We start from the raw sequence: 25,751 nt of genomic DNA, 5'->3' as shown, positions 1-25,751 counted from the left end.
TTTGGCAAGCAGTATCGGTCATGTTATTGCCCGAATTCAGCACTTGAAGGGCAGTTCAATTCTCAAGGTGGCACAAGGTCACCGGGACCGCCAAAGAAGCCAAGGAAATTCTATGAACATCAGGAAACCCCTCGTCGCCGGTTTCGCGGTGGCCGCGCTCATGCTGTCCCCCCTCGCGAGTTTTGCCCAGGAAGCCACGCCCGCCGAGGCGCCTGCTGCCGAAGCGCCTGCGGCCGCTGCCACCGACACTGCTGCGGCCAACCCGGCCAGCCAGAACTGGCTCAAGGTCTGCGACCCGCTGCCCGATGGCCAGCAGGCCTGCATCATGCGCCAGGTGGTGCTGGCCAATGGCCAGTTCCTCGGCTCCTTCCTGCTGCGCGACGATCCCGGCCAGGAAAGCCGCCTGCTGGCCGTGGCCGCCGTGCCGCTCGGCGTGCTGCTGCCCTTCGGCCTGACCTGGCAGATCGACGGCGCCAAGCCGATCCGCGTGCCCTATATGCTGTGTGACCCCACTTCCTGCGCCACCCAACTGGTCATCAATGAGCAGTATGTGAACTCGCTCAAGAAGGGCAACACGCTCAAGCTGACCGCCAAGAACCGGCAGAACCAGGACCTGACCATCGAAATCACCCTGGCCGGCTTCACCGCCGCCTATGATGGCGATGCCGCGCTGACCTTCGAGCAGTTCCGCCAGGAAACCTCGGGCGAGAACGCGCTGGAGCAGGTGCTGCAGGACCGCGCCGAAGAACTCCGCCGCCAGTTGGGCAGCGGCGCCGCACCGGCCGAAGGCGCTGCCCCGGCAGAGGGCGAGGCTCCGGCGGAAACGCCGGCCCAGTAGGGGCCTGCATTTTTAGATTATAAGGAGCGCGGGAAACCGCGCTCTTTTTGTTTGGGGATTGGTGCCACGCCCTCGTGGTTCGAGGCGCTGAAGAAGCGCACCTCACCATAAGGGCTACTCTTGGCTCGGTGTTCCAGTAGCCCTCATGGTGAGGCGGGAGCGCAGCGACCCTCGAACCACGAGGGCGTGGCACAGTATCAGCGGTTGCCCATGCCCACCGCAAAAGCCTGCCTGCGCAGACTCGGCGCCAGTTTCAGCGCCCACAACCCGCCGGCGCGCAGGGCCTGGGCGGGGAGCATGTCGGCCAGCAGCGAGCGGAACAGCGTGTCGACCATGCCGCCGGTACGGGCGAGGTCGGCGGCGCGGCGGGCGGTGTAGTCGGCGCTGACGCGGCCGGCCCAGTCCGGCGACGAGCGATCCGTGACGGCGAGGGATGCGGCGAGGTCGGCGACATCGCGCAGGCCCAGATTGAGCCCCTGCGCGCCGATCGGCGGGAAGGCATGGGCGGCTTCGCCCACCAGCACGACGCCATCGGTGCCGGCATGATCGACGCTGAGCGTGCTGAGCGGGAAGACGAAAGCGGGGCTGGCCAGCGTGATGGCGCCGAACAGGCGCTGCGATTTTTCGCGGAAAGTGGCGACGAGCGCATCATTGCCGCCTGACTTGGCGGCATCGAGCACGGCACGATCATCGATCCAGACGAGGTTGGCACGGTTGGCGCCGGCCGGGACCAGCGTGAACGGTCCCTGCGGATAGTGGAACTCGATGGAGGCGCCGCCGATGGGGCGGCCGAGATCGAGGTCGCAGACCAGGGCAGCCTGGGTGAAGGCATTTTCCCGCGCCGTGATGCCGGCAGCCGTGCGGACCAGCGATTTCTTGCCGTCGGCACCGACGATCAGCGGGGCGCTGAGGCGCGCGCCATCGGTGAGGGTGACGGTGGTGCGGGAGAGATCGGTAGCGCCTGCGTTACGGGTTTCGAGGTTGGGCAGGTTTGCCGCCACGGCATGGAAGCGCTCCATCAGCCGCAGATTGGCGAAATTCCAACCGAAGGCCGCCATGCCGGCCTCACTGGCGTCGAACAAGGTTTCGGGCGCACGGATGAGGCGGTTGGTAGCGTCGATGATGCGGATCTGCGTCAGCGCATGGCCGAGAGCGGCGGGATCGTCGATGAGGCCGGCAGTGCGGAGATAATCGACACTGGGCATCATCAGCGCCGAAGTGCGGCGATCGGGCGGGCCTGATGGCGCCAGGTGGATGGTCCTCAGACCGGCCTGGGCCACGGCGATGGCGGCGGCGACCCCGGCAAGCCCGCCTCCCACCACGATGGCATCGGCATCGACGGCGCTCATTGGGCATCCGCCAGACGGCGGGCATGGCCACTCGGTATGATGAGACTGCCGGCCAGCGAGCCGGCGAACATGGCCACAAGGAAAATCCAGAGATTTTCGGGCAGGAAGGCGATCAGCGAGATGGCGGGACCGGGGCAGATGCCGGCCATGCCCCAGCCGATGCCGAAGAGCACGGCACCACCGACCAGGCGGCGATCGACCTTGCGGTATTCGGGCTCGTGGAAGCTGGTGTCGAACAGCGGCGCCTGCCGCCCCTTGCCGATGCGGACGGCAATAAACATGACGATCAGCGCGGCCCCCATGACGAAGGCCAGACTCGGATCCCAGCCGCCTGATGGAATGGTGGTGAAATCGAGGAAGCGCAGGACCTTGAGGGGATCGACCATCTGCGAGACGTAGAGCCCGCTGCCGAAGAGGGCACCGCTCAAGGCGGCCGTGGCGAGATAGGGGAGCTTGAGATTGGCCATCATACGATTCCCGTAACGGTGACGGTGATGACGGCGACGCCGAAGAAGACCAGCACCGCCACCAGCGAACGCAGCGACAGCCTGGCCAGGCCGCAGACACCATGGCCGGACGTGCAGCCATTGCCGATCTTGGTGCCCAGGCCCGTCAGCAGGCCGGCAATGGCCAGCCAGACCGGCGTCGGTACGCCCCAGGCGGCAGGCGCTTCGACCAGACGGGCAGGGGTGTCGCCGCCCACGCCGAGCGTGGGGAAGAGCTGGGCTGCGGCAAAAGTAGCGGCAACTAGGGCCACGAGGAACACTACGCGCCAGACCACGGTTTGTGCTGGCGGAAGCAGTTGACCGAAAATACCGGATATGCCGGCAATACGGCCATTGCCCAGCCACAGCACGGCGGCGGCCAAGCCGATAAGGGCGCCGCCCAGGGCAGCGGTAAGCGGGGTGAACGATTCCATGGCTGTTACTCGCAAGCAGGTTGACCGAGGTTATCACCCGGCGCCGCGCCGAAGCCAGCACCGCCGCAGCGACTTTGTGCCGCCAGCCGCACGCTATGCGGAAAACTCTGCCATGCGGCCTTTTCTATGCGCCAAGGTCCGCTTAGATAGGCAGTCACAAGACTCGCATGGAGCCCACGATGCTTGAGCTGCTCGCCGATCCGAATGTCTGGGTCGCCTTCGCGACTCTCACGGTCATGGAGATCGTGCTGGGCATCGACAATATCGTCTTCATCTCGGTGCTGGTGTCGCGCCTGCCCAAGGAACAGGCCGATCGCGCCCGCAAGATCGGCCTGGCGCTGGCGCTGGTCTTCCGCATCCTGCTGCTGCTGGTCATTTCCTGGATCATCAGCCTGACCCAGCCAGTCATCTCGGCCTTCGGGCTCGACCTGTCGTGGAAGGACCTGATCCTGATCGCGGGCGGCGTGTTCCTGGTCTACAAGGCGACACATGAAATGCATGCGGCCATCGAGGAACCGCACGAGGCGGACATGGCGCAGAAGGCCACGGCCGCCTTTGCTGCCATTATCGGGCAGATCATCGTCATCGACATGGTGTTCTCCATCGACTCCATCGTCACCGCGGTCGGCATGGCCGAGCATGTGGAAGTGATGATCGCCGCCGTCATCGTGGCCGTGGGCGTGATGTTCGTAGCCTCGGGCCCGGTGGCCAAGTTCGTCGCCGACCATCCGACCACCAAGATGCTGGCTTTGGCCTTCCTGCTGCTGATCGGCGTGTCGCTGGTGGCCGATGGCCTCGGTTTCCATATTCCCAAGGGTTATATCTACGCCGCCATGGGCTTTTCGGTGCTCGTCGAGGCGGTCAATATCATCGCCAAGCAGCGCAAGCTGGCCCGTAAGGGCGCCCACGCGCCGGTGGCGCCGTTTACCGGGGCGGGCGGCTCGGTGACAGGCGGGGCGGGCGTGGCGGCAGTCAAGAGGCCGGGCGCCAAAGCCAGCCCCACCTCTCGCGCCCAGTCGCGGCCGAAATCGGCGCCGCGCAAGCCGAGGAGCACGAAATGACCCGGGCGGTTGTCGTCCACCACACCGGTGGCCCCGATGTTCTGACTGTCGAGGAGCGGACGCTGGGCGCTCCGGGACCGGGGCAGGTGGCTTTGCGCCAGACGGCTATTGGCCTCAACTTCATCGACACCTACCAGCGCTCCGGGCTCTATCCGATGCAGACGCCCTTCGTGGCGGGCAATGAAGGCGCAGGCGTCGTCACGGCTGTTGGCGAGGGTGTGACGGGGCTCAAGGTGGGCGACCGGGTGGCCTATCAGGGCCAGATCGGGGCCTATGCCGCCGAGCGGCTGATCGCCGCCGACCGCGTCGTACCCATCCCCGAGGGGATCGACGACCGCACGGCAGCGGCCATCATGCTCAAGGGGCTGACGGCCTATTACCTGCTGTTCAAGACCTGGGCCGTGGCCAGGGGCGAGATCCATCCTCTGGCACGCGGCGGCGGGCGGCACCGGGCTGATCGCCACGCAATGGGCCAAGGCGCTGGGTGCCACGGTCATCGGCACGGCCGGCAGCGCCGAAAAAGTGGCGCTGGCCAAGGCGCATGGCTGCGACCACGCCATCAACTACAACACGGAAGACTTCGCCGCCCGCGTGCGCGAGATCACCGACGGCAAGGGCGTCGACGTGGTCTATGACGGGGTCGGCAAGGCGACGTTCGAGAAGTCGCTCGATTGCCTGCGCCCCCGCGGGTTGATGGTGAGCTTCGGCAATGCTTCGGGCGTGGTAGCGATTCCTGACATCACCGTGCTGTCGCGCAAGGGCTCGCTCTATGTCACCCGGCCGACCGGCGTGCATTATCTTGCCAGCCGCGAGGAATTGCTGGAAGGCGCGGAACTGCTGTTCGCGGCGGTGAAGAGCGGCGCGATCAAGGTGGAGATCGGCCGGACCTTTGCACTGGACGAGGCGGCGGACGCGCATCGCGCGCTGGAAGGGCGGGAGACGACAGGCTCGGTGGTGCTCATCCCTTGAGGCATCGTGCCACGCCCTCGTGGTTCGAGGGTCGCTACGCTCCCGCCTCACCATGAGGGCTACTGGGAGCGCCGAGTTCGAAGTAGCCCTCATGGTGAGGTGCGCTTCTTCAGCGCCTCGAACCACGAGGGCGTGGCGCGATGCGAAAGTCTGCAGGTACGCCACTCTGGACAGCCCGACGCTCTGCCGCTAAAGCCTGAGCCCACGGAAGGGTGGCAGAGTGGTCGATTGCAGCGGTCTTGAAAACCGCCGATGTGCAAGCATCCGTGGGTTCGAATCCCACCCCTTCCGCCAGACCCACAAGAGGACGTGCCGTGAGCCGGAAGGAATTTGATGCGTCGCGGATGCGCCGGTTGAAGCGGCTGGCGGCGCGCTATGGGCTGACCATTCTCACCGATGAGAAGATGAAGGTGCTCGGGCATGCCGGCGGCCATGCCGTGCGCGACGACGAGAGCTTCAAGGTGATCTACGGGAATGAGCCGAAGCCCTTTTCGGCCAGCCTCGAAGACATCGAGATCCTGGCTTGAGGCAAACACGGCGCCGGAAGAGTAAGGCCCGCTGCCCTTTATGGCAATTGCCCGCAAACCGGGCAGAGGCCAATTTCCATTATTTATTCCGTAACGGGAATCGCCGCACACTCCTTCCATTGGCTAACTTGGAGGCGCGTTATTGTGTTCACTCTGATCAACGCCGACGCCGAAGACGACGACGCCGAAATCACCGATCCCCAGGAAATCGCAGAATTGTTCGCGGCCATCGCCGCCGTCGCCATCGAGGCGATCGGCGTGGGGCAGGCTAGGGAACTTTTCGATGCCGTGATCGAACAGGACGGCAAAGACCCCAACTGACGGACGAATTTTGATGGTCGCGCTTTCGAACCGCAAAGTGGTATCCACTTAGGCTGAAAGCGCTCCAGACGCCCGGCAGGTCAAATCCGGCCGCTGCCCGAGGGTAGTGGCGCTATCGAACGGTCTTCCGAGCGCGGCAGAGTTCCGCCGCTTATGGACCGGGTTGACTGATCCGGGCGGGTCCGACATGGACTGGCCGTGTGCTGCGGCCAAGGGCTGAACATGACCGGCTCGTCCGACCCCGAGACATTTCCCACGCCGACGATCATGCCGCTCGGCGATAGTGGCCTTCTGGTGCGCTTTGGCAGCGCGCTGACCGATGCAGCCAACCGGGCCGCGATTGTGCTGGCCGTGGCGCTGGAGCGCGACCCGATTGCGGGCGTGGTGGAAATCGTGCCCAATCTGGTCTCGGTGCTGCTGCGTTATGACCCGTGGGCTTCGGCGCCGGCGGCGATTGCCGGGGAATTGCGGCTGCGCCTGTTTGCGCTGGGCGACACGCCAGTGCCGGGGGCAAGCTGGACCATTCCGACGCGATTCGATGGGCCTGACCTCGATGAGGTTGCGGCTATGCTCGGCATGGCAGCCCCGGACTTCGTGGCGGCGCATAATGCCAAGCCACTGCGCGTGCTGGCGACCGGCTTTGCGCCGGGCTTTGTCTATTGCGGGCTGCATGGCGAGGGGCTGGTGGTGCCGCGGCGGACCGATGTGCGGCCGGCCGTGCCGCCGGGCAGCGTGCTGTTCGCGGCGGGGCAGACAGCGGTGACGGCCACGGAAATGCCGACCGGCTGGTATGTGATCGGACATACCGATTTCCGCAATTTCGATCCGGCCGGCGCGCCGCCGACCCGGCTGCGTCCGGGCGATATGGTGGCATTCGAGGCGGCACCATGAGTGCGATGCTGACCATTCTGCGGGCCGGGCCGCTGACCAGCGTTCAGGATGCAGGACGCTTCGGCATGTTGCGGCATGGCATCGGCGCCTCGGGGCCGATGGATGGTGGCGCCTTCGCGCTGGCAGGAGCGCTGGCCGGAGGAGGCTGCGGCAGTGTGGAATTCACCATGGCCGGGCTCGAAATCGGGGTGGCGAGCGGGCGATGCCGGGTCGGCTTTGCCGGTGGCGACTTTGTGGTGAAGCATAATGGCGTGGTGCTGGACTGGCCGGGCACGGCGATGCTGCGGGCCGGCGATACGCTGGCGGTGACGCCGGGGACCTGGGGCAATTACGGCTATCTTCGCTTCGACGCCGATATCGACCTGCCGCCGGTCATGGGCAGCATGGCGACCAGCAGTCGGGCCCAACTGGGCGGGCTCGATGGGCGGGTACTGCGGGCAGGGGACGCCGTCGCATTGCGAGGCGGCGGTGAATCTGCCACGCTGGCGACATTGCCTTCGGCCGAGCCGGCATCGGGACCGATCCGCGTGATCTGGGGACTGCATGCGGACCTGTTTCCACAGGCATTGCGTCAGCGTTTTCTCGCTGCGGAATTCGTCATCTCGTCGCGTCTCGACCGCATGGGCGTGCGGCTGGAGGATGCCGCGGGCGTCTTTGCCGAACCGGTGGCGCTGTCGCTCGTATCGGACGCCATCGTTCCGGGCGATATCCAGATATTGGGCGACGGCACGCCTATCGTGCTGATGCGCGATCACCAGCCGACCGGGGGCTATCCACGCATCGCCACCGTCATCAGCGCCGATCTCGACCGCTTTGCGCAGTTGCGGCACGGAACGCCGGTTGCCTTCGAGCCGGTCACTGTGGAACATGCGCACGCGCTGTTGCGGAGCCGCTGAACATGACGTCGATCGACCTCAACGCCGATCTGGGCGAGGGCATGGGGACTGACGAGGACCTGCTCGATATCGTGTCGAGCGCCTCCATCGCCTGCGGCGGCCATGCCGGGGATGCCCCGACGATCCGGCATATCCTCAAGATCTGCAAGGCGCGCGGCGTGCGGGCCGGGGCGCATCCGGGCTATGCCGACCCCAAAAGGTTCGGGCGCTTCCGCGTGGTCATGCCGCTCGATGAGCTGCTGGGGCAAATCCGCAGTCAGCTTTTTCTGGTGCGCTTCATCGCCGATGAGGTGGGCCTGCCGCTCAGCTATGTGAAGCTGCATGGGGCACTGGCCAACCAGACGGCGGAAGAGCTGGCCTTTGCCGTGGGGATTTTCGCCACCATCCAGGGCATGGACCCCAAAATGGCGGTGCTGGCGCTGGATAACAGCCAGCAGGTGCGGGCGGCCAAGGCGGTGGGCATGCCGCTGATCCGCGAAGCCTATGCCGACCGGGCCTATACGGCCGAGGGCTTGCTGGTGCCGCGGGCACAAGAGGGCGCGGTGATTCATGACGCCGAGGCGGTGATTGCGCGCTGCTTGCGTCTGGCCAAAGCCGGGGAGATCGTGGCGGTGGACGGCACGGTGCTCAAATCGGCGGCGCGTTCGATATGCCTGCATGGCGATACGCCCGGTGCGGTGGACCTGGCGCGGGATGTGCGCGATGCGCTGGAGGGCGAGGGGATCGAGATCAGGGCGAATGTGCCGGAAGAGGCTGACGCCGAGGGGTAGGGCTCTCCTCCCTCCGTTCAGCCAACGGAGGTTCCCGCTTTCGCGGGAATGACATCGTGTTTGCTGACGGTTAGCTGCCGTGCTGGGGAAACTTACCCTGGGCCTCTCTGGGGAGAGGTGAGATCGGCGGAATGCCTTGGTCGAAAGGCCCAGGGTAGCTTGGATCGCCGTTACCTAGATGGCCAGGTATTCGTGGCGAAGTTCGGTATTGTCGAGCACCTCTTTGGCGGTACCGGCGAAGGCGACTTCCCCGGTATCGAGGATGACGGCGCGGTCGGCCAGCTTGAGGGCGGCCACAGCGTTCTGTTCGACGATGATGGTGGTGATGCCCAGCGGCTTGATCGAGTGCAGGATGCGCTCGATCTCGTGGACGATGACGGGAGCCAGGCCCTCATAGGGCTCGTCGAGCAGCAGCAGCTTGAGGTCGCGCGCCAAGGCGCGGGCAATGGCCAGCATCTGCTGCTCGCCGCCGGAGAGGGTCACGCCCTCCTGCTTGCGCCGCTCGGCCAGGCGCGGAAAGCTCTCGTAGATCTGCTCGAGGCTCCAGCCATTGCCGGGCGCCACTTTGGCGAGGGCGATGTTTTCCTCGACCGTCAGGCCCGAAATGATGCGCCGATCCTCGGGCACGAGCTGGATGCCTGATCGAGCCGCTTCGTGCGACTTCATCTGGTGGATGGGCTTGCCGTCGAGCCAGATTTCGCCCTGCCGCATCTGCGGATCGTCGGTGCGGGCTATGGTGCGCAGGGTCGAGGTCTTGCCGGCGCCATTGCGGCCGAGCAAGGCCAGGATTTCACCCTGGCGGATGTCGAGCGAGACACCCTGCACGATATAGCTTTCGCCGTAATAGGCGTGCATGTCGCGGATCGAGAAGAAGGGCCGCGAGGTTTCGACCGAGGCGGCCTGACTATTGGTGACGATCTGGGTTTCCATGGCAATCGCACTCATCAATGGGCCCCTCCGAGATAGGCTTCCTGCACCTTGGGATTGCCGCGCACCTGGTCGGGCGTGCCGTCGGCGATGATCCGGCCCTGGGCCAATACGGAAATCTTGTCGGCCAGCGAGAATACCACATGCATGTCGTGTTCGATGATCACCTTGGTCATGCCGCGGCTCTTGATCTTCTTGAGCAGCTCGATCGTGGTGTTGGTGTCGTGGCGGCTCATGCCGGCGGTGGGCTCGTCCAGCAGCAGCAGGCGCGGATGCTGGATCAGGCACATGGCCAATTCCATGCGGCGCTTGTCGCCGCGGCTGAGGCTGCCCGCCGCCATTTCGCGACGGCTATGCATGCCGACATCTTCCAGCATGTCCTCGGCCTCCTGGCGGATGCCCGTCTCGCTGTCGAGCGAGCGCAGCAGGTTGAGCTTGAAGGCGCCGTCGCGCTTGGCCAAAGCCGGGATCATCACATTGTGCAGCACGCTGAGATCGGCAAAGATTTCCGGCGTCTGGAACACGCGCGCAATGCCGAGCTGATTGATCTCATAGGGCTTGCGGCCGGTAAGGATGGCGCCGTCGAACACCACCTGGCCGCTTGATGGCGCCAGCTTGCCGATGATGACATTGAGCAGGGTGGACTTGCCGGCACCATTGGGGCCGATAATGGCATGGGTCTGGCCCTCCTCGACCTGCAGGTCGATATCGGCCAGGGCATGCAGGCCCCCGAAGCGCTTGTGGACGTCGGCAACATGCAGGACGACATTGGGTGTGGTCATGGCTATCTCGTCCTATTCGGCAGGTTGCGGATGGGGCGTGGCCTTGCCCGGCTTGGTCGGCGAGCGGCGGGAGCGGTCGAACAGGTGCGCGATGCGGCGCACCCCTTCCATGATGCCACCCGGCAGGAACACCACGATCAGCACGAAGACCAGGCCCAGCGTGAGGAACCAGCCCTCGCCGACGAACTTGCTCGATATGGCGACCAGCACATTGTCGACGCCATCGGGCAGGAAGTCGAAGAAGCGGTGCAGGATATTCTCGTTGATGGCCGAGAAGATGTTCTCGAAATACTTGATCAGCCAGGCGCCGATGACAGGGCCGACCAGCGTGCCGGCACCGCCCAGGATGGTCATCAGCACCACTTCGCCCGAGGCGGTCCATTGCATGCGCTCGGCGCCGGCCAGCGGATCGGTGACCGCCAGCAACGCGCCGGCCAGGCCCGCATACATGCCCGAGATGACGAAGGCCGCCAGCGTATAGGGCTTGGTGTTGAAGCCGGTATAGTTCATGCGGGTCTGGTTGGACTTGATGCCCTTGAGCATCATGCCGAAGGGCGAGCTGGTAATGCGCTGCGCGATGAAGAAGGCCAGGATCAGGAAGCCCGCGCAGAAATAGAAGCCGGCAAAGCCGCCAAGCGACTGGCCGAGCAGGGTGGGCACCGGCTGGCCGGGCGCCGCCTCGAACATGGCGCGATCGAGATAGCGCGGATCGTTGAGGGTAAGCTGGAGGCCGGTTTCGCCATTGGTGATGGGCGTCAGCACCGAATAGGCGAGATTATAGCTCATCTGCGCGAAGGCCAGGGTCAGGATCGAGAAATAGATGCCCGACCGGCGCAGGCTCACATAGCCGATGATGAGGGCGAAGAGGCCCGAAATCACGATGGCGAAGATCATGGCCGGGATGGCGTCGAGGCTGAGCAGCTTGAACGACCACACCGCGGCATAGGAGCCCACGCCGAAAAAGGCGGCATGGCCGAAGCTGAGATAGCCGGTGAGGCCGAACAGAATGTTGAAGCCCACGGCGAAGATGCCATAGATCATGAAGCGCTGCAGCAGGTCCGGATAGGCCGCGCCGAATGGGTGCAGCCAGATCGGCATGGCCAGCACCACGACGGTGAATCCGAGGAAGAGCAGCAGGTCGTTGCGGGACATGACGGTCATATCAGGCCTCCATCACGCCACGCCGGCCGAACAGGCCCCGCGGCAATACGAGTAGAATGACGACGGCGACGAGATAGATGATGATCTGGTCGATGCCGGGAATGAGGGCCTTGACCTGCGTCATCGAGGCGAAGGACTGCAGGATGCCGAGCAGGAACCCGGCAGCCACAGCGCCGGGCAGCGAGCCCATGCCGCCCACCACGACCACCACGAAGCTGAGGACCAGGAAGTCCATGCCGATATGGTAGTTCGGCGGCAGGAGCGGCGTGTACATGACCCCGGCAAGCCCGGCGACCACGGCGGCCAGGCCGAACATGATGGTGAAGCGCCGGTCGATATTGATGCCGAGCAGGCCCACGGTCTCGCGGTCGGCCATGCCGGCGCGGACCACCATGCCGAAGGTGGTGAACTGCAGGAAGGCGAAGACCCCGCCGATGATGACGAACGAGAACAGGAAATAGATCAGCCGCCAGATCGGGTAGGTGATGACATTGGCCTGCATGCCCAGGAACGCGCCGATATCGGCAGCGCCGCGCAGGTCGGTGGGCATGGGCTGGGGAATGGGATTGGGTCCGAAGAAGGACTTGATGACTTCCTGCGCCACGATGGCCAGGCCGAAAGTCACAAGGATCTGTTCGGCATGCGGGCGTTTGTAGAAGTGCTTGATGATGCCGCGCTCGAGCGCGATGCCGACGAGCAGCATGATCGGAATGGTGATGATGATCGAGGCCGGGACCGAATAGTTGACCAGCACCGCGCCGAAATCGCCAAACCAGGCCTGCACCAGCGGCTCGCGTATTTCGAGCGGCGCGCCCCAGGGCGAGAGCTTTTCGGGATCAAGGGTGACGGTTTCCAGGGTCAGCAACTGGCGGAACATCACGGCGCAGAAGGCGCCGAGCATGAACAGGGCACCATGGGCGAAGTTGACGACGCCCAATGTGCCGAACACCAGGGTGAGGCCCAGGGCGATCAGCGCATAGGCCGCGCCCTTGTCCAGGCCATTGAGGAATTGCAGAAAGATGACTTCGAACATGGTGTGCTCCGATCAACCGCGCCGGCGAGGTGGTGCCTGCCTTGCGCAAGCGTCACCGCCAGGCTCGCCCGGCGGTCCATGCGATGGCTTGGCATCGGAATGGATTGTCCGGACGGACCGGGCAATGACGGTGGTGAAGGGGCAGGCGCGAGCCTGCCCCCGTCGCATCAGGCGCAGAGCGGTGCCGGTTCTGCCGGCCCAAGCTCGCCGCCGAACATGGCGGGATCATAGGCCACCTCGTCGCGCGGGATTTCCTGCACGATGTTGAGCACGTCATATTCGCTCGACGGGTTCTCGTTGCCCTGCACGACCAGCACGTTCTTGATGCACTGGTGGTCTTCGGCGCGATAGAGCGTGGGACCATTGCCCATGCCGTCAAATTCGTGGCCTTCCAGCGCCTTGATGACTTCGGGCGGATAGAAGGTGCCGGCACGTTCCACGGCATCCGCATAGAGCAGGGCCTGCACATAGGCGGTATGGGCGGCCTGGGACGGCGGGGAGCCATAGGCGGCGCCGAACGACTTGGTGAAGGCGATCGTGCCCGGATCCTGCAGGTTCCAGTGCCAGTTCGACGTCCCGAAAATGCCCTTGACGCTTTCGCCGGCGCCCTTGGCCATCAGCTCGGAGATGAGCGGGGTGACGATCTGGAAGTCCTTGCCGTTGGCCTGGCGGTCCCGCATGCCGAACTGGACCGCCTGGGTCAGCGAGTTCACCATGTCGAGCCCGTAGTGGTTGAGGATGAGCACGTCGGCGCCCGAATTGAGAATGGGCGTCAGGTACTGCGAATAGTCGGTGGAGCCGAGCGGCGTGCGAACGGCAGCCACGGTGTCCCAGCCCAGGGCCTCGGTCGCAGCCTTGATCGATTCTTCCTGGGTCCAGCCCCAGGTATAGTCGGCGGTCAGGTGATAGGCGCGGCGATCGCTACCGTATTCCTGGCCGAGTACAGGCGCGAGGCCGACGCCGGACTGGTAGGCGTTGAAGAAGTGACGGAAACCGTAGCGGCGCTTGTCCTTGCCGGTCGTGTCGTTGGAGTGGGTCAGGCCCGCCATGAAGATGACGCCCATTTCCTGGCACAGACCCTGCACGGCGATGGCCTCGCCCGAAGAGGAGCCGCCGGTGATCATGATGGCGCCATCGCGTTCGATCATGCGGGTGGCGCCGGCGCGGGCGACGTCGGACTTGGTCTGGCTGTCGGACGACACATAGCCGACCTTCTTGCCGAGAATGCCGTTGCCCTTGAGGGCCGTCGGGGCGAGCACGCTGATCAGGCCACCGTCGCCTTCGCCGTTGATGTGGGCAATCGCCAGTTCATAGGCCTTCTGCTCGTCGGCGCCTTCTTCGGCATAGGCGCCGGTCAGCGGCAGGTTGAGGCCGAAGGTTACCGTGTCGCCAGTGGGATTGTTGCAGAATTCCTGCGCCCAGGCGCCCTTGGTGAACATCAGAGGGGCAATGCCCGAGCCGATAATGCCGGCCATACCGGTCTGCAATACCCTGCGGCGAGACAAGCCACGCTTCAAAAGTGTCATTGATTTCCTCCTTTTGGCGCGGGGCGACTGATACTTGGCCAGCAGCTCACCGCAGCGGGATTATGGCCCCTAGAAGAAAATGGCGGCAATAGGGCATTGTAATTACAGCGATATTCTGTAAATTATTGTTCTTGAAAGACAGAAGATTAGTCAATTCGTTGACAGCAGGGAGGGCGTCATGCGCGCGCCAATCGGCTTTCGCATCAGCAACAGGCGGAAATCACTCAAGATTTCCCAGGCCGCACTCGCACGCCTGGTCGGTATTTCGCCGAGTTACCTCAACCTCATCGAGAACAACAAACGCGATATCGGCGGCGCTTTATTGAACCGCGTGGCCGCTCAACTGGACATCGACATCGATGAACTGGCCGGCCGGGCCGAACAGAAGCTGCTGCAGGACCTCGAAGAGGCCTTTGCCGACCCTATGGTCGAGTCGCTGCCGTTTCGCCCGGACGAGCGGCGCGAACTGGTGGCGCAATACCCGGCCAGCGCAGCGGCGCTGGCGCGCTTGCACCGGGCCTATTCGGGCGCCATCGCCAATGCCGATGCCTATGCCGACCGGCTGCGTTCGGACCCCTTACTGAGCCAGTTGCTGCACCAGATCCTGTCGGGCATTACCGCCGTGCGCTCCAGCGCCGAAATCCTGGAGGATGTCAGCGATCTTGACGAGGCCGAGCGGCGACGCTTCCTGGCCGCGATTGGACGCGACGCGCGAACGCTGTCGGATGTGGCGCGCAACCTGATCGGCCAGTTCGAGACCTCGAGCCGCAGCCGGCGCAGCGTCTCGCCGGCGCGGGAGATCGACGATCTCATCATCGAGCAGGAGAACCACTTTCCCGAGCTGGAGCAGGTTGCCGATGCGCTGCGGGCCGAGATTGTCGGGGCAGGGCCCTTCGGCATCGCCACGCTGACCGAACTGCTGGACAGCAAGTTTGGCGTGTCGGTGGTGGTGGGCGGTCCCCCGCCCGATCCCGATTTTCCCGGCCAGCACCGGTTCGACGCGGCGCGGCGGGTCATGTGGTTCCAGGGAGCATCCACGCTGGCGACGCGGCAATTCCAACTGGCCCGGCTTTATGGCGAACTGGCCGCGGCCGACGCCATCGCCCACACGCTGGAAAGCGCTACCCTGTCGACCCCGACGGCGCGGCGGCTGGCAGCGCGGGCCGTGGGCTCCTACCTGGCCGGGGCCATGGTCTTTCCCTACAGCAAGGTGCTGGAGGATGCCGAGGCCGCAGCCTATGACATCGACCATATCAGGCAGGTCTACAATGCCAGCTTCGAGCAGGTGGCGCATCGCCTGGTGACCCTGCGGCGCAAGGGTGAGGAGGGGCTGCCCTTCGGCTTCCTGCGCTCGGACCCGGCCGGAAGGCTGACCAAGCATTTTCCGCTGCCCGGCCTGCTGCTGCCCAATAGCGGCCATGCCTGCCCACTCTGGGCGATCTACGGCGCCTTCCGCAAGCCCGATTCCCTCCTGCGGCAGGTGGTGCGTTTCTCGGACGGGTCGCGCTACCTGTTCCTGGCGCGCACCGTGCAGAAGCGGGCCGGCTCGTTCCGCGAGCAGCCGGCTTTGTCCTCGGTGATGCTGGCCTGCGACGTGCTGCATGCCGACCGGACGATCTATGCCTCGGGCCTCGACCTGCTGGACCTGTCGGCGGATATTCCCGTGGGGCCGAGCTGCCGGCTCTGTACGCGGCGCAACTGCGCCAGTCGGCAGGAAGAGGCGCTTTCGCCCGGCGGAAACCGCGTCGAAATCGGTGCCCCGCTGCTGCCGGCCGATTTGGCCCTTGGCGATCCGGCGTGATTGCGATTTAGTGGCATATCGCTCGCGGAGGGGAGACCGTAGGCGTTTGAGGGGGGATTTTGGCAGTCGATATACTCATCGCCGAGGATGAACCGAGCATTCTCGAATCGCTCGACTTCATCCTGCGGCGCGCAGGCTGGACGATTAGCGCCGTGACCGATGGCGAGGCGGCGATCGAAGCGGTGCGCCGGCTCAAGCCACGCGTGCTGGTGCTCGACGTCATGCTGCCCAAGCGCAGCGGCTTCGAAGTGCTCAAGCAGATCAGGGCCGATGCCGAGACCCATGCCTTGCCGGTGCTGATCCTGACGGCCAAGGGCCAGCAGCAGGATCGGCGCATCGCCGAGGAATTCGGCGCGGACGAATTCGTCACCAAGCCCTACGCCAATGCCGAAGTGGTCGGCGCAGTGCGGCAATTGCTGAGTAGAAATGGCGGAACGGCCTAGGCTCCAGGGCGGCATGCTGCTGCTGACCGTGCTCGGCGCCGCACTGATGCTGCCGCCGCTGGTCTATGTGTTCGACCAGCCCATCGCCCATTTCGGCATTCCCCAGATCGTCGTCTATCTGTTCGCGCTGTGGCTGCTGCTCATCGTCGGCACGGCGGTGCTGACCCATGCACTGCCGCGCGAGGAACCCGGCAGCGACAAGGGCGAGGGTGAACGCTGATGCTGTCGGCCGATTTCGTCATCGCCACGGCGGTCGGCTATGTCGGGCTGCTGTTCGTGCTGGCCTATTTCGGCGACCGGCGGGCGCGGGTCAACACCCGCTCGTTCCTGCATTCGCCGGCGGTCTATACGCTGTCCATCTCGGTCTATTGCACCAGTTGGACCTTCTATGGCGCGGTCGGCAATGCGGCGCGCAGCGGGCTCGAATTCCTCACCATCTATCTCGGGCCGACGCTGGTTTTCGTCGGCTGGTGGTTCCTGTTGCGGCGCCTGGTGCGCATCAGCCACAACCAGCGCATCACCTCCGTCGCCGACCTGTTGTCGTCGCGCTTCGGCAAGTCCAACCGGCTCGCCATACTCATCACCTGCATCGCCGTCATCGGTATTGCGCCCTATATCGCGCTGCAACTCAAGGCCGTGACATCGTCCATCCAGGCGGTGGCCGGCTCATCCGAATTCGGCCGCGGCAGCCTCAAGGGCATCGACGATGTGGGCCTGGCCTTTGGCGTCGCGGCGGCCATGGCGCTGTTCACCATCCTGTTCGGCACGCGGCATGTCGATGCCAAGGAGCAGCATCATGGCGTGGTCGCCGCCATCGCCTTCGAGGCGGTGGTGAAGCTGGCGGCCCTGGTAGCGGTCGGCGTCTTCGTCGTGTTTGTCGGCGGCGGCTTCGAGAACATCTTCAGCAAGGCGGCCGAGGCCGGCGTTACGGTGGATGCCAGCAACACCTTCGACTCGCGCTGGCTGACCACGCTGGCGCTGTCGGTCGCCGCCATTGTCTGCCTGCCGCGCCAGTTCCAGGTGACGGTGGTGGAGAATTCCGATGAGAACCACCTGCGCGTCGCCAGTTGGGCCTTCCCCGCCTATATGCTGCTGATGAGCCTGTTCATCCTGCCCATCGCCATCTTCGGGATGACGACCATGCCGGCGGGCTCCAATCCCGACATGTTCGCGCTGACCCTGCCCATGGCCTTCGGGCAGGACGCGCTGGCGCTGTTTGCCTTTATCGGGGGCTTTTCCTCGGCCACCTCGATGATCATCCTCGAATCCATCGCGCTCTCGATCATGGTCTCGAACCACATCATCATGCCGCTGATCCTGCGCTTCAGTTCGGGGGGCGGCGGCGATGGGCAGGGCGTGACCAGCATGGTGCTGATCGCCCGGCGCTTTTCCATCGTGCTGATCCTGTCGCTGGGCTTCTTCTATTTCTTCTTCACCCGCGATTCCGATGCCCTGGCGCCTATCGGGCTGATTTCCTTCACCGCCATTGCCCAGTTCTTCCCGGCTGTCATCGCCGCCCTGTTCTGGCGCGATGCCTCGCTCAAGGCGGCCACGGCAGCCATCGCGGCGGGCTTCGTGTTCTGGGTGTGGTGCAGCTTCCTGCCCTCGTTCGAATCGGTCTCGCCGCAGGTGGCGATGCTGCTGGAGAGGGGGGCCATGGGGTATTTCCTGGCTGCGCCCCGAAGCCATGTTCGGGCTCAACGGGATCGATCCGCTGGCCCATGCCGCGTTCTGGAGCCTGCTGGTCAATGTGGTGACACTGACGCTGGGTTCGCTCCTGACCAACCAGTCGGCCCTCGAACGCATCCAGGCCAGCGTCTTTGTCGATGTGTTCAGGCGGGGCCAGACCACGCGCGGCAATTTCGTGCGCGGCTCGGCCACCGCCAATGACCTGTTCTTCGTGGCCGAGCGCGTGCTGGGCGAGCGCCGCGCCGCGGCACTGTTCGAGACCGAGGCGCGCGACAGCGGCGTCGAACCCGACATGCTGGAGCCGTCGCCCCAGTTTATCGGCCGGCTGGAGCGCGAACTGGCCGGCTCCATCGGCGCGGCGTCGGCCCATGTCATGTTGTCCAAGGTGGTTTCGGGCAGCGAAGTGTCGCTGGAAGAAATGATGCAGATGGCCGACGAGACCCAGCAGGTCATCGAATATTCCCAGCAGTTGGAAAAGACCTCGGCCGAACTGCGCTCGACCGCGCGCCAGCTCGAGGATGCCAATGCGCAACTGCGCGAACTGGACAGCCAGAAGGACGAATTCCTGAGCCAGGTGAGCCACGAGGTGCGCACGCCGATGACCTCGATCCGCTCCTTCTCGGAAATCCTGCTCGACAGCGACGATATCGAGGTGGGGCAGCGCCAGCATTTCGTCTCCACCATCCACCAGGAAAGCCTGCGCCTGACCAAGCTGCTTGACGAAATCCTCGATCTGTCGGCACTGGAGCGGGGCGAGCGAACCTGGGACAATGTGCCCATCGATGCCGAAGCCGCACTCGACCGGGCGCTGGCGGTCTGCGAGGCGCTGCTGCGCCAGCGCGGCATGAAGGTGGAACTGGGCGACCGCGCGCAGCCGACCATGGTGGAGGGCGATGCGGACCGGCTATGCCAAGTGTTCATCAACCTCATCTCCAATGCGGTGAAATACAATGACTCGGACAAGCCGGTCATTCGCCTATCCTCGTCGGTCAAGGCGGGCAATTACGTGGCCGAGATCGCCGATAATGGGCCGGGCATCGCCAAGCGCGAGCGCAAGCTGATCTTCGAAAAATTCTGGCGTGGTCCCGGTGGCGTGGCCGATCAGGGCGGGGCGGGCCTGGGCCTGGCCATTTCGCGGCAGATCGTGGCCCGCATGAATGGTTCGCTCGACCTCGTGCCGGGGCCGCTGCCCGGCGCCTGCTTCCGCATCCGGCTGGCGGTGATGAAGTAGGGGTTAGTGGTGCCCCTCATCGGGGATGTTGAGCAGGTGGCCGCAGGCTTTGCAGTGGACGGCGTCCGGCTCATGCTTCTGCAGGCCGCATTGCGGGCAGGGGAAATGCACCTTGGCCGGCCGGAAAATCGCCTGCGCCAGCCGGACGAACAGCGATATGCCTGTAATCATGATGGCGATCGACGCCAGCTTGCCCCAGGTGCCCGGCAGCACGATATCGCCGAAACCGGTGGTCGTGACGGCGGTGACGGTGAAGTAGAGGGCATCGATATAGCCCTCGATGCTCGGCGCGTTGCCGCGATTGGCGAAGGCCGTATAGACGAAGCCGGTCACCACGAAGAGGAAAACCAGCAGGTTGATCACCGCCTGGACCGGTTCCTGATAGAGGCCGAGCCCGCGCTTGCGCAACGGCCGCCAGAACGTGTTCATGCGCGTCAGCGTCCACAGGCGCATGATGCGCAGGAAGCCCAGATTGACCAGCCAGGTCGGCGCCAGCAGTGTGGCCAGGATGAAGATGTCGATGATGACAGGCATCTGCCGCAGCCAGCGCAGGATATCGGTGGATGCCAGCGCCCGCGCCACGAGGTCCGCCAGCAGCAGGGCGGCGATGGAATAGTCGATCCACAGGAACGAGTCGTCATTGCGCAGCAAGGGTGTGGCGATGAAGAAGGCGATGATCGCCAGGTCGACCACCAGCACCGCGGCCTGGAAGCGCTGCGCTCCGGGCGCCTGGCTATGGTAGAGCAGCCGCAAGGTCGAGCGCAGCCGCGCAAAGCCCCCGATTTCCTCGTCATTGTCGCCGTTCACCGGCTTGTCTTGTTGCTTGCTCATACAACCGCCTTGCCAGCCATCAATGGCGGGCGCAGAACACTGTTCCCGTTCGGGGCGCGACAATCAAGGTGACTTTGCGATGACCATCTCCGTCTACGGCATGACCGTGCCGATCTTTACCCGCATGCTGACCAACCTGCTGGCCGTCATGGACAAGGCCGAGGCCAATGCGGCCGAGCGCAAAGTCGATATGCTGGTGCTGTCCAATATGCGGCTGGCGCCCGACATGATTCCGTTCCGCGGACAGGTGATGATCGCCACCGACCATGTGAAGGGCTGTGTGTCGCGCCTGGCGGGCAAGGAGGTTCCGTCCTGGCCCGATACCGAAGAGACGTTCGATGAACTCCGCGCCCGCATCCGCAAGGCGCTCGACCTGCTGGCGACGGTGCAGCCCGAAGATCTCGACGGTGGCGACGCGCGCGAGGTGACACTGAAGCTGGGCGGCAAGGATGTCGCCATGTCGGGCCAGGCCTACCTGACCGAGCGGGCGCTACCGAACTTCTTCTTCCACGTCACCACGGCCTACGCCATTCTCCGCCATGCCGGGGTGCCGATAGGCAAGCGCGATTATATCGGCTGAGACTCAGGGACGGGTCGTGGGGTTCCCTGGCGTCGGTGTCGGCGTTGTTGTCGGGGGCGTTGGGGTCGTGGTGGTGGGATTTGTCGGGCGGGTGGTCGGCGTCGTGCCGCCGCTCGAGCTTTCGTCACTCGATTCCTCCAGCGGCGGCTCGGCGCAGAGGGCAGCGCCGCTGACCCTGAAGGGCGGCAGCAGGGGCGCCTGGAAACGCGCATAGCGGAATTCGTAGCTCAGCGGCAGGCGCAATGGGTCGTTGCGCACGAACAGGTTCACCTGATCGCGGGCCGCCACGGCTACTTCGCAGCGCCGCGTCAGTTCCTCACAGACGCCACCGGCGTTGCAGATCTGCAGGGCGCCTTCATAGAGCATGACCCTGGTACTGGCCGGCTCGGCGATGATGTCGAATTCGGTGCCGCGCACGGCGATGGCGGCGGTCGGCGTCTTGATGGTATAGGCCGGTTTCGCGCTGTTGCCGGTGATGAAGCGGAACGAACCACCCAATGCGTTGATGGTCAATTGCTGGGCGGTATTGCTGCTGGCCATCAGATAGGTCTCGATCAGCAGCGCGCTGCGCGGACCGACGACCAGCCTGGTATCGTCGTCGAAGATGATCTGCACCTGTCCGGACGGACCGGTAACGATCCTCTCGCCCACCGATACATCGGCGCCGACCGCCAGGATGCGATCGGTCGAGTTGATCTGTGCCACCGCATCGGGGTTCACCCCGACAGCCGTGCCCTCATTGGCGGCAAAGGCGGCGGGCGCCGCGGCCGACAGCAGAAGGACAAGCAAGTGTCTGAACAGAAGCTGTTTCATCATGGCCCGCTTGTCGCAATCCGCAACTGAACACTGAATGAACGAGAATACTGCCCGGCCAGCCTAGCAAAGCCGGACGATCTCGGAAAGCAGGCGATTTTGTCCGCCGGCCGCGCCTAAGCTGCGGGAAACCCGCCGCCGTCTGTTGCCGTTGCGTCGGGCAGGGGCTATTTGCTGGCGATTGGGCAATCCGCCCTCGGCCCAGCAAGAGGCAGCCATGAGAAAACTGGCTTTCGTCATACCCGCCTATAATGAAGAGGCGCTGATCGGCAAATGCCTAGAATCGGTGGTGGCGGAAATCGCCCGCTCCGGCGCCGATGCCGAGATCATCGTGGTGAACAATGCCTCGACCGACCGGACGGGTGAAATCGCTCGCGGCTTCCCCACGGTGCGGGTGGTGGACGAACCCAAGAAGGGCCTGGTCAATGCCCGCGACGCCGGCTTTGCCGCCAGCGAAGGGTTCGAGCTGATTGCCAATATCGACAGCGACACCATCGTGCCATCAGGCTGGCTCGACACGGTGCTCGGCGAATTCGCGCGCGACCCCAAGCTGGTCTGCCTCAGCGGGCCCTATGTCTATTACGACATGAGCGCCTGGAGCCGGTTCCTCGTCAGCATGTTCTACGGGCTCACCTGGCTGATCTATGTGCTCAATCGCTATGTGCTGCGCGTCGGCTCGGTGGTGCAGGGCGGGAATTTCGTGTTCAAGCGCGCATCGTGGCAACAGGTCGGCGGCTATGACCGCTCCATCGAATTCTTCGGCGAAGATACCGACGTTGCCGTGCGGCTCTCCAAGGTCGGCGGCGTCAAATGGACCTTTGCGCTCAAGATGATGACCTCGGGCCGCCGGCTGGAGAAGGAAGGCGTGTTCCGCACCGCGGGCACCTATACCCTGAATTTCTTCTGGGTGACCTTCCGCGGCAAGCCGGCCACCAAGCAATATACCGATATCCGCCCCGACTGACGCGAGTGTGGTCGGCCGGTTTGGTCACTACGGCCTGGCTAGCGTGACGCCGCGGACCGCATTATCAATGTGGTGAGACAGACCGGGACCGAACGCATGGCCGACGACGATCCGACCATCCGCATTGGCCACGTGCCGCCGCCCGACGGCGCTGATCGGCTTTCCGCCATCCTGACCGCCATCGCCAAAGGCCAGCATCGCGAGCGCATTTCCATCGCCGACCTGCTGCATGCGCTGGAGCACCGGGCCATCGGCGCGCTGATGTTCATCTTCGCTGTGCCCAATGCCATCCCGGTGCCGCCCGGCGTATCGGCCATATTGGGCGCGCCGCTGATCTTCCTGTCGTTCCAACTGATGATCGGCCGCCGGCCCTGGCTGCCGCGCATCATCACCGACCGCTCGCTGTCGCGCGTCGATTTCGAGAAGGTGGTGGACCTGGCAGCGCCCTGGCTGGCCAAGGCCGAGCGCCTGATGCGGCCGCGCTTCGAATGGCTGGCCATGCCGCCGGCCGAATATCTGGTGGGCGCCATTTGCCTGGTGCTCTCGATCATCCTGTTCCTGCCGATTCCGCTGGGCAATATGCTGCCGGCCTTCACCATCTGCGTGCTGGCGCTGGGGGTGCTGGAGCGTGACGGCATCTGGATCGGCATCGGCGTCGCCTGCGCCATCGCTGCGGTGGCGATCGTTTGGGGCGTGATGCTGGCTTTGCTCTGGGGTGCGCTGTTCGTGCTCGGCAATCTGTTGGGAATCACGCTGGCCTTTGCTTAGCTCGTGTTAAGTTTCCTGGCAGGCGGGAATCATCTGGTGTTTCCGCTGCGCTAGAATGGGTTGCCGCATGGTGCGGCAGAGGGCCGGAACGCCATGTCGATCCCCTCGCAATTGCCCCAGTTCGTCACGGCGGCCCGCCCCGGCGTGCTGCAGGCTTTGGCTTTGCAGTCGGGGCAGGTGCTGGACGCAAGGATTGTCGGTGCCGGTGCCAATGGCCTGACCCAGGTCGAAATCCGCGGACAATTGCTGAACCTGATGCTGCCGACGCCGGCCAGGGCTGGGGAAACCATCCGACTGGAAGTGCAGGGCGCCGGTACGCAGTTGCGGCTCGCGCTGCTGCCGGCAACAAGCCCGGCCGCCACGCCACCCGCGCAGTCCATACCGGCCACGCAGGTGAGCGTAGCCGTGCCGCAAGGCAATCCTGCGCCTGCGCCGCCGCCGGGGAATGCTCCCGTGCCGCCTGCTGCCACTATCGCCCGGCCAGTTCCGCAAGCGGTGATGCAGGCGCCGCCGCAGCCTGTCGCGATGCAGACCACCATTCCATCCGCACCAGCTCCGGCTGCCCCGCCCGCGGTGACGGCGTCGCCTAGCGCCGCCGCCCCCGCGGTTCTGGCATCTCAGGCGCCAATTCCGGCAGCCACTGCCCAACCCGTTGTCGCCCAGCCTGCCGGCATGCCAGTGGCGCCAGTGCCGGCTGCGACCTATCCACAAGCGGCCATGCCCGCTCCACCCAATCCGCTGGCCGCAGCCGCTGCCGCCACGGCGACGGCGCCGCCACAACCGGCTGCGCCTGCTGCCGTCGCCGGCCCGGTGCGTCCGGTCGTGGCGACGACGGTCACCGCCAATGCGACGGCTCACGCGCCGCCGGGAAATGCCGCTCCACAACCCTCCGCGCCGCCGCCGGCAACGCCGCAATCGGCTCTGGCTCAAATGGTGCAGGCCGCCGTGCCGCGGCAGGGTTCGATCACGGCTTTGACCACGGCGCTTTCCGCCATTGCCGGCCGGGTGATCCTGCCCGAACCGGTAGCGCGGGCGGCACAGCAGGTGCTGGCCGGGCGGGTGGCGATCGATGGCGCACGCTTCGACGGCACGGCGCTGCAAGCAGCCATGCGTGGATCGGGCGTGTTTCAGGAGGCCAATCTGGCCAGGGGGCAGGGCCTCTTGCAGCCGGACATGAAATCGGCCTTGCTGACCTTGCGGAATGCGCTGACCTCCTGGCTGGGCCAGCAGGCGCCTGTGGCTCCGGTGGCCCAGATTCCGCCCCGCTGCGCGGCAGCATCCCGCGGGCACGCGGCAACGAGGCGCCGCCGCTCGATCCGAATGCGGCACCGGACGAGATCGGCCGGCAATTGCTCGAACGCACCGAATCGGCGCTGGCCCGGATGCGCCTGCACCAGCATGCCTCCTTGCCCGACCCGACGGGCCGCACGGCGGATCTGAGCCTGGACCTGCCCGTCACGGTGGGGACGCACCAGACATTGATGCAGCTCCAGATCCATCGCGACCAGCACAATGAGGCCGAGAGTGCCGCCGAGCGTGGCTGGCAGCTACGCTTTGCACTGAATCTGCCTGACATGGGCGAGGTCGGCGCGCAGGTCACGCTGCGGGCCGGTTCCGTTGGGGTGATGCTCTGGGCGACCGAGCCCGCGGCGTCGGCCGCGCTGGATGCCGAGATCGGGGCGCTGCGGGAGGCATTGGCCGGTGCGGGCCTGCAACCGGGCGCCGTGCTGGTGCGGCATGGCGAGCCGCCAGCGGCACCAGCGGCGGCATCGGGCCATTTCGTGGATTCGCGCACATGACCGATGAGATCAAACCCCGCGCGCTGGCCGTGGCGCTGCAATATGAGAAGGGCACGCGGGAGGCACCGCGCGTTATCGCCAAGGGCCGCGGCCTGCTGGCCGATCGCATCGTCGAACTGGCGCAGGAAAACGGGGTCGTCATCGAGACCAATCCGGTGCTGGCCGAAGCGCTTGCTGGCGTCGAACTGGACGAGACCATTCCGCTGGAGCTTTACGAGGCCGTGGCCATCGTCATCGGCTACGTTCTGCGGGTCAGCACACAAAAATAAGCCCAGCAAACCAGAGGCTTGCGGGGCTTATTTAACACGTAACGTCGAGGTTACTGAACGCCAAGCATCTGCTTGGTGGCCTGCTCGGCCATGTCGCCGGCCTGCTTGACCTGCTCGTCGGTGAGACCCTGCGCCTTGGCGGCATCCTCGGCGGCCTTGCGGGCGGCGGCGATGGTCTCGGTCTTCTGCTCGTCGGTCAGGGTTGCGGCCTGGGCCTGGACAGCCTGCATGGCCTGTTCCGGCGTCATCGTGGTCGCGTCGGCGGCCGGGGCCATGGCGGGCTCGGCCGGAACTTCCGGAGCAGCCTCGGGGGCGGCTTCAGCAGCCGGTTCGGCCGGCGGAGCGACTTCGGTAGCAGGCGCGGTATCGGTCGCGGCATCGTCGGCCGATTCAGGGTTGCTGCAGGCGGCAAGGGCGAGCAGGGCGGCGGCGGCAAAAGGCAGGAGGAGCTTCGTGTTCATGATTTTTCCCTGTGATGTCGGCAGTTTACCGATCACGACCTCGTTACACCGGCAGTTCAGGCAAAGTTTTGGCGAAGCGATGGCAATTGTGAGGCAGCCAAAGGATTACCCGCCCATTGCAACGAAGCGATG

General features: G+C 65.1%; 29 protein-coding genes, 1 tRNA gene and 1 pseudogene. 20 read left to right on the top strand and 11 right to left on the bottom strand.

From position 1 onward, the window contains the following. Positions 1–112 precede the first annotated feature (112 nt). Complete coding sequence (locus tag NVV79_RS15900) at positions 113–838, top strand: invasion associated locus B family protein (protein ID WP_303991351.1); 726 nt, start codon at positions 113–115, stop codon at positions 836–838. Positions 839–1,035: 197 nt separating this feature from the next. On the opposite strand, the gene NVV79_RS15895 is transcribed toward NVV79_RS15900, so the two are convergent. The 3 genes from NVV79_RS15895 to NVV79_RS15885 are packed head-to-tail and all read right to left on the bottom strand — an operon-like array spanning position 1,036 to position 3,106. Then, a complete protein-coding gene (locus NVV79_RS15895; protein WP_303991350.1) occupies positions 1,036–2,187 on the bottom strand; it encodes an FAD-dependent monooxygenase in 1,152 nt (383 codons plus the stop codon). Then, entirely contained in the window at positions 2,184–2,654 is a 471-nt protein-coding gene (locus NVV79_RS15890) for a DUF6691 family protein (RefSeq protein WP_303991349.1), read from the bottom strand. The genes NVV79_RS15895 and NVV79_RS15890 overlap by 4 nt, the downstream gene beginning before the upstream one ends. After that, positions 2,654–3,106 (bottom strand): YeeE/YedE family protein, encoded by a 453-nt coding sequence (locus tag NVV79_RS15885; protein ID WP_303991348.1) that lies wholly within the window; start codon positions 3,104–3,106, stop codon positions 2,654–2,656. Before NVV79_RS15885 ends, NVV79_RS15890 begins: the two co-directional genes overlap by 1 nt. A 179-nt stretch (positions 3,107–3,285) precedes the next feature. Between NVV79_RS15885 and NVV79_RS15880 the strand changes: the two genes are divergently transcribed. The 8 genes and pseudogenes from NVV79_RS15880 (at position 3,286) to NVV79_RS15845 (ending at position 8,541) form a co-directional block, all read left to right on the top strand. Then, complete coding sequence (locus NVV79_RS15880; RefSeq protein WP_303991347.1) at positions 3,286–4,167, top strand: TerC family protein; 882 nt, start codon at positions 3,286–3,288, stop codon at positions 4,165–4,167. Further along, a pseudogene (locus NVV79_RS15875) lies at positions 4,164–5,136 on the top strand (quinone oxidoreductase). The gene NVV79_RS15880 and the pseudogene NVV79_RS15875 overlap by 4 nt, the downstream one beginning before the upstream one ends. 206 nt (positions 5,137–5,342) lie before the next feature. Further along, positions 5,343–5,430, top strand: a tRNA-Ser gene (locus NVV79_RS15870). 20 nt (positions 5,431–5,450) lie between these two features. Further along, positions 5,451–5,663, top strand: a complete 213-nt coding sequence (locus NVV79_RS15865; protein ID WP_303991346.1) for a hypothetical protein — start codon at positions 5,451–5,453, stop codon at positions 5,661–5,663. A gap of 144 nt (positions 5,664–5,807) precedes the next feature. After that, positions 5,808–5,984 carry a hypothetical protein gene (locus NVV79_RS15860; protein ID WP_156460475.1) on the top strand — a complete coding sequence of 59 codons (177 nt, stop codon included), beginning with the start codon at positions 5,808–5,810 and terminating at the stop codon, positions 5,982–5,984. 222 nt (positions 5,985–6,206) lie between these two features. Further along, positions 6,207–6,875 carry an allophanate hydrolase subunit 1 gene (locus NVV79_RS15855; protein WP_303991345.1) on the top strand — a complete coding sequence of 223 codons (669 nt, stop codon included), beginning with the start codon at positions 6,207–6,209 and terminating at the stop codon, positions 6,873–6,875. Beyond that, a complete protein-coding gene (locus NVV79_RS15850) occupies positions 6,872–7,771 on the top strand; it encodes a biotin-dependent carboxyltransferase family protein (RefSeq protein ID WP_303991344.1) in 900 nt (299 codons plus the stop codon). The genes NVV79_RS15855 and NVV79_RS15850 overlap by 4 nt, the downstream gene beginning before the upstream one ends. A 2-nt stretch (positions 7,772–7,773) precedes the next feature. Next, positions 7,774–8,541, top strand: a complete 768-nt coding sequence (locus NVV79_RS15845; protein ID WP_303991343.1) for a LamB/YcsF family protein — start codon at positions 7,774–7,776, stop codon at positions 8,539–8,541. Between the two features lie 174 nt (positions 8,542–8,715). Here NVV79_RS15845 and NVV79_RS15840 read toward each other — a convergent pair whose 3' ends face one another. From NVV79_RS15840 to NVV79_RS15820, 5 genes are all read right to left on the bottom strand, one after another. Next, entirely contained in the window at positions 8,716–9,471 is a 756-nt protein-coding gene (locus NVV79_RS15840) for an ABC transporter ATP-binding protein (RefSeq protein ID WP_246132874.1), read from the bottom strand. Between the two features lie 14 nt (positions 9,472–9,485). After that, complete coding sequence (locus tag NVV79_RS15835) at positions 9,486–10,250, bottom strand: ABC transporter ATP-binding protein (protein ID WP_303991342.1); 765 nt, start codon at positions 10,248–10,250, stop codon at positions 9,486–9,488. A gap of 12 nt (positions 10,251–10,262) precedes the next feature. Then, a complete protein-coding gene (locus NVV79_RS15830; RefSeq protein WP_303991341.1) occupies positions 10,263–11,411 on the bottom strand; it encodes a branched-chain amino acid ABC transporter permease in 1,149 nt (382 codons plus the stop codon). 1 nt (position 11,412) lies between these two features. Continuing rightward, positions 11,413–12,444, bottom strand: a complete 1,032-nt coding sequence (locus NVV79_RS15825; RefSeq protein ID WP_303991340.1) for a branched-chain amino acid ABC transporter permease — start codon at positions 12,442–12,444, stop codon at positions 11,413–11,415. A gap of 167 nt (positions 12,445–12,611) precedes the next feature. Next, positions 12,612–13,970 (bottom strand): substrate-binding protein, encoded by a 1,359-nt coding sequence (locus NVV79_RS15820; RefSeq protein WP_303991339.1) that lies wholly within the window; start codon positions 13,968–13,970, stop codon positions 12,612–12,614. Positions 13,971–14,148: 178 nt separating this feature from the next. Between NVV79_RS15820 and NVV79_RS15815 the strand changes: the two genes are divergently transcribed. The 5 genes from NVV79_RS15815 to NVV79_RS15795 all read left to right on the top strand — a co-directional run bounded on the left by NVV79_RS15815 (position 14,149) and on the right by NVV79_RS15795 (position 19,134). Beyond that, the gene (locus tag NVV79_RS15815; protein WP_303991338.1) at positions 14,149–15,771 is read left to right on the top strand and encodes a helix-turn-helix domain-containing protein; all 1,623 of its coding nucleotides are present in this window, start codon (positions 14,149–14,151) and stop codon (positions 15,769–15,771) included. Positions 15,772–15,830: 59 nt separating this feature from the next. Next, positions 15,831–16,214 carry a response regulator transcription factor gene (locus NVV79_RS15810; RefSeq protein WP_303991337.1) on the top strand — a complete coding sequence of 128 codons (384 nt, stop codon included), beginning with the start codon at positions 15,831–15,833 and terminating at the stop codon, positions 16,212–16,214. Then, the gene (locus NVV79_RS15805) at positions 16,198–16,434 is read left to right on the top strand and encodes a hypothetical protein (protein ID WP_303991336.1); all 237 of its coding nucleotides are present in this window, start codon (positions 16,198–16,200) and stop codon (positions 16,432–16,434) included. Before NVV79_RS15810 ends, NVV79_RS15805 begins: the two co-directional genes overlap by 17 nt. Continuing rightward, positions 16,434–18,104 (top strand): hypothetical protein, encoded by a 1,671-nt coding sequence (locus tag NVV79_RS15800; RefSeq protein WP_303991335.1) that lies wholly within the window; start codon positions 16,434–16,436, stop codon positions 18,102–18,104. Before NVV79_RS15805 ends, NVV79_RS15800 begins: the two co-directional genes overlap by 1 nt. Positions 18,105–18,195: 91 nt before the next feature. Continuing rightward, on the top strand, positions 18,196–19,134 hold the full coding sequence (locus NVV79_RS15795) for an ATP-binding protein (protein WP_369684748.1): 939 nt from the start codon (positions 18,196–18,198) through the stop codon (positions 19,132–19,134). Between the two features lie 3 nt (positions 19,135–19,137). On the opposite strand, the gene NVV79_RS15790 is transcribed toward NVV79_RS15795, so the two are convergent. Next, positions 19,138–19,965 (bottom strand): ion channel, encoded by an 828-nt coding sequence (locus NVV79_RS15790; protein ID WP_303991334.1) that lies wholly within the window; start codon positions 19,963–19,965, stop codon positions 19,138–19,140. Between the two features lie 79 nt (positions 19,966–20,044). Between NVV79_RS15790 and NVV79_RS15785 the strand changes: the two genes are divergently transcribed. Then, positions 20,045–20,545: a DUF1993 family protein gene (locus tag NVV79_RS15785; protein WP_303991333.1), complete on the top strand. Its 501-nt coding sequence runs from the start codon at positions 20,045–20,047 to the stop codon at positions 20,543–20,545. Between the two features lie 3 nt (positions 20,546–20,548). Here the strand turns inward: NVV79_RS15785 and NVV79_RS15780 are convergent, their stop codons facing one another. Then, positions 20,549–21,361 carry a FecR domain-containing protein gene (locus NVV79_RS15780; RefSeq protein ID WP_303991332.1) on the bottom strand — a complete coding sequence of 271 codons (813 nt, stop codon included), beginning with the start codon at positions 21,359–21,361 and terminating at the stop codon, positions 20,549–20,551. 214 nt (positions 21,362–21,575) lie between these two features. On the opposite strand from NVV79_RS15780, the gene NVV79_RS15775 reads away from it, so the two are divergent. The 5 genes from NVV79_RS15775 to NVV79_RS15755 all read left to right on the top strand — a co-directional run bounded on the left by NVV79_RS15775 (position 21,576) and on the right by NVV79_RS15755 (position 25,158). Continuing rightward, on the top strand, positions 21,576–22,322 hold the full coding sequence (locus tag NVV79_RS15775; RefSeq protein WP_303991331.1) for a glycosyltransferase family 2 protein: 747 nt from the start codon (positions 21,576–21,578) through the stop codon (positions 22,320–22,322). A gap of 96 nt (positions 22,323–22,418) precedes the next feature. Continuing rightward, on the top strand, positions 22,419–23,090 hold the full coding sequence (locus NVV79_RS15770) for an exopolysaccharide biosynthesis protein (protein WP_303991330.1): 672 nt from the start codon (positions 22,419–22,421) through the stop codon (positions 23,088–23,090). 93 nt (positions 23,091–23,183) lie between these two features. Next, positions 23,184–24,530, top strand: a complete 1,347-nt coding sequence (locus NVV79_RS15765) for a hypothetical protein (RefSeq protein ID WP_303991329.1) — start codon at positions 23,184–23,186, stop codon at positions 24,528–24,530. Continuing rightward, complete coding sequence (locus NVV79_RS15760) at positions 24,497–24,889, top strand: flagellar hook-length control protein FliK (RefSeq protein ID WP_303991328.1); 393 nt, start codon at positions 24,497–24,499, stop codon at positions 24,887–24,889. The genes NVV79_RS15765 and NVV79_RS15760 overlap by 34 nt, the downstream gene beginning before the upstream one ends. Continuing rightward, positions 24,886–25,158, top strand: a complete 273-nt coding sequence (locus NVV79_RS15755; protein ID WP_303991327.1) for an EscU/YscU/HrcU family type III secretion system export apparatus switch protein — start codon at positions 24,886–24,888, stop codon at positions 25,156–25,158. The genes NVV79_RS15760 and NVV79_RS15755 overlap by 4 nt, the downstream gene beginning before the upstream one ends. A 50-nt stretch (positions 25,159–25,208) precedes the next feature. On the opposite strand, the gene NVV79_RS15750 is transcribed toward NVV79_RS15755, so the two are convergent. Beyond that, positions 25,209–25,619: a hypothetical protein gene (locus tag NVV79_RS15750; protein ID WP_303991326.1), complete on the bottom strand. Its 411-nt coding sequence runs from the start codon at positions 25,617–25,619 to the stop codon at positions 25,209–25,211. Positions 25,620–25,751 lie beyond the last annotated feature (132 nt).

This window comes from Devosia ginsengisoli (genome assembly GCF_024707105.1).
Lineage (GTDB): Bacteria > Pseudomonadota > Alphaproteobacteria > Rhizobiales > Devosiaceae > Devosia > Devosia ginsengisoli_A.
Note: the sequence above shows the minus strand (reverse complement) of the source record. Positions and strands in the feature narration are given on the sequence as shown.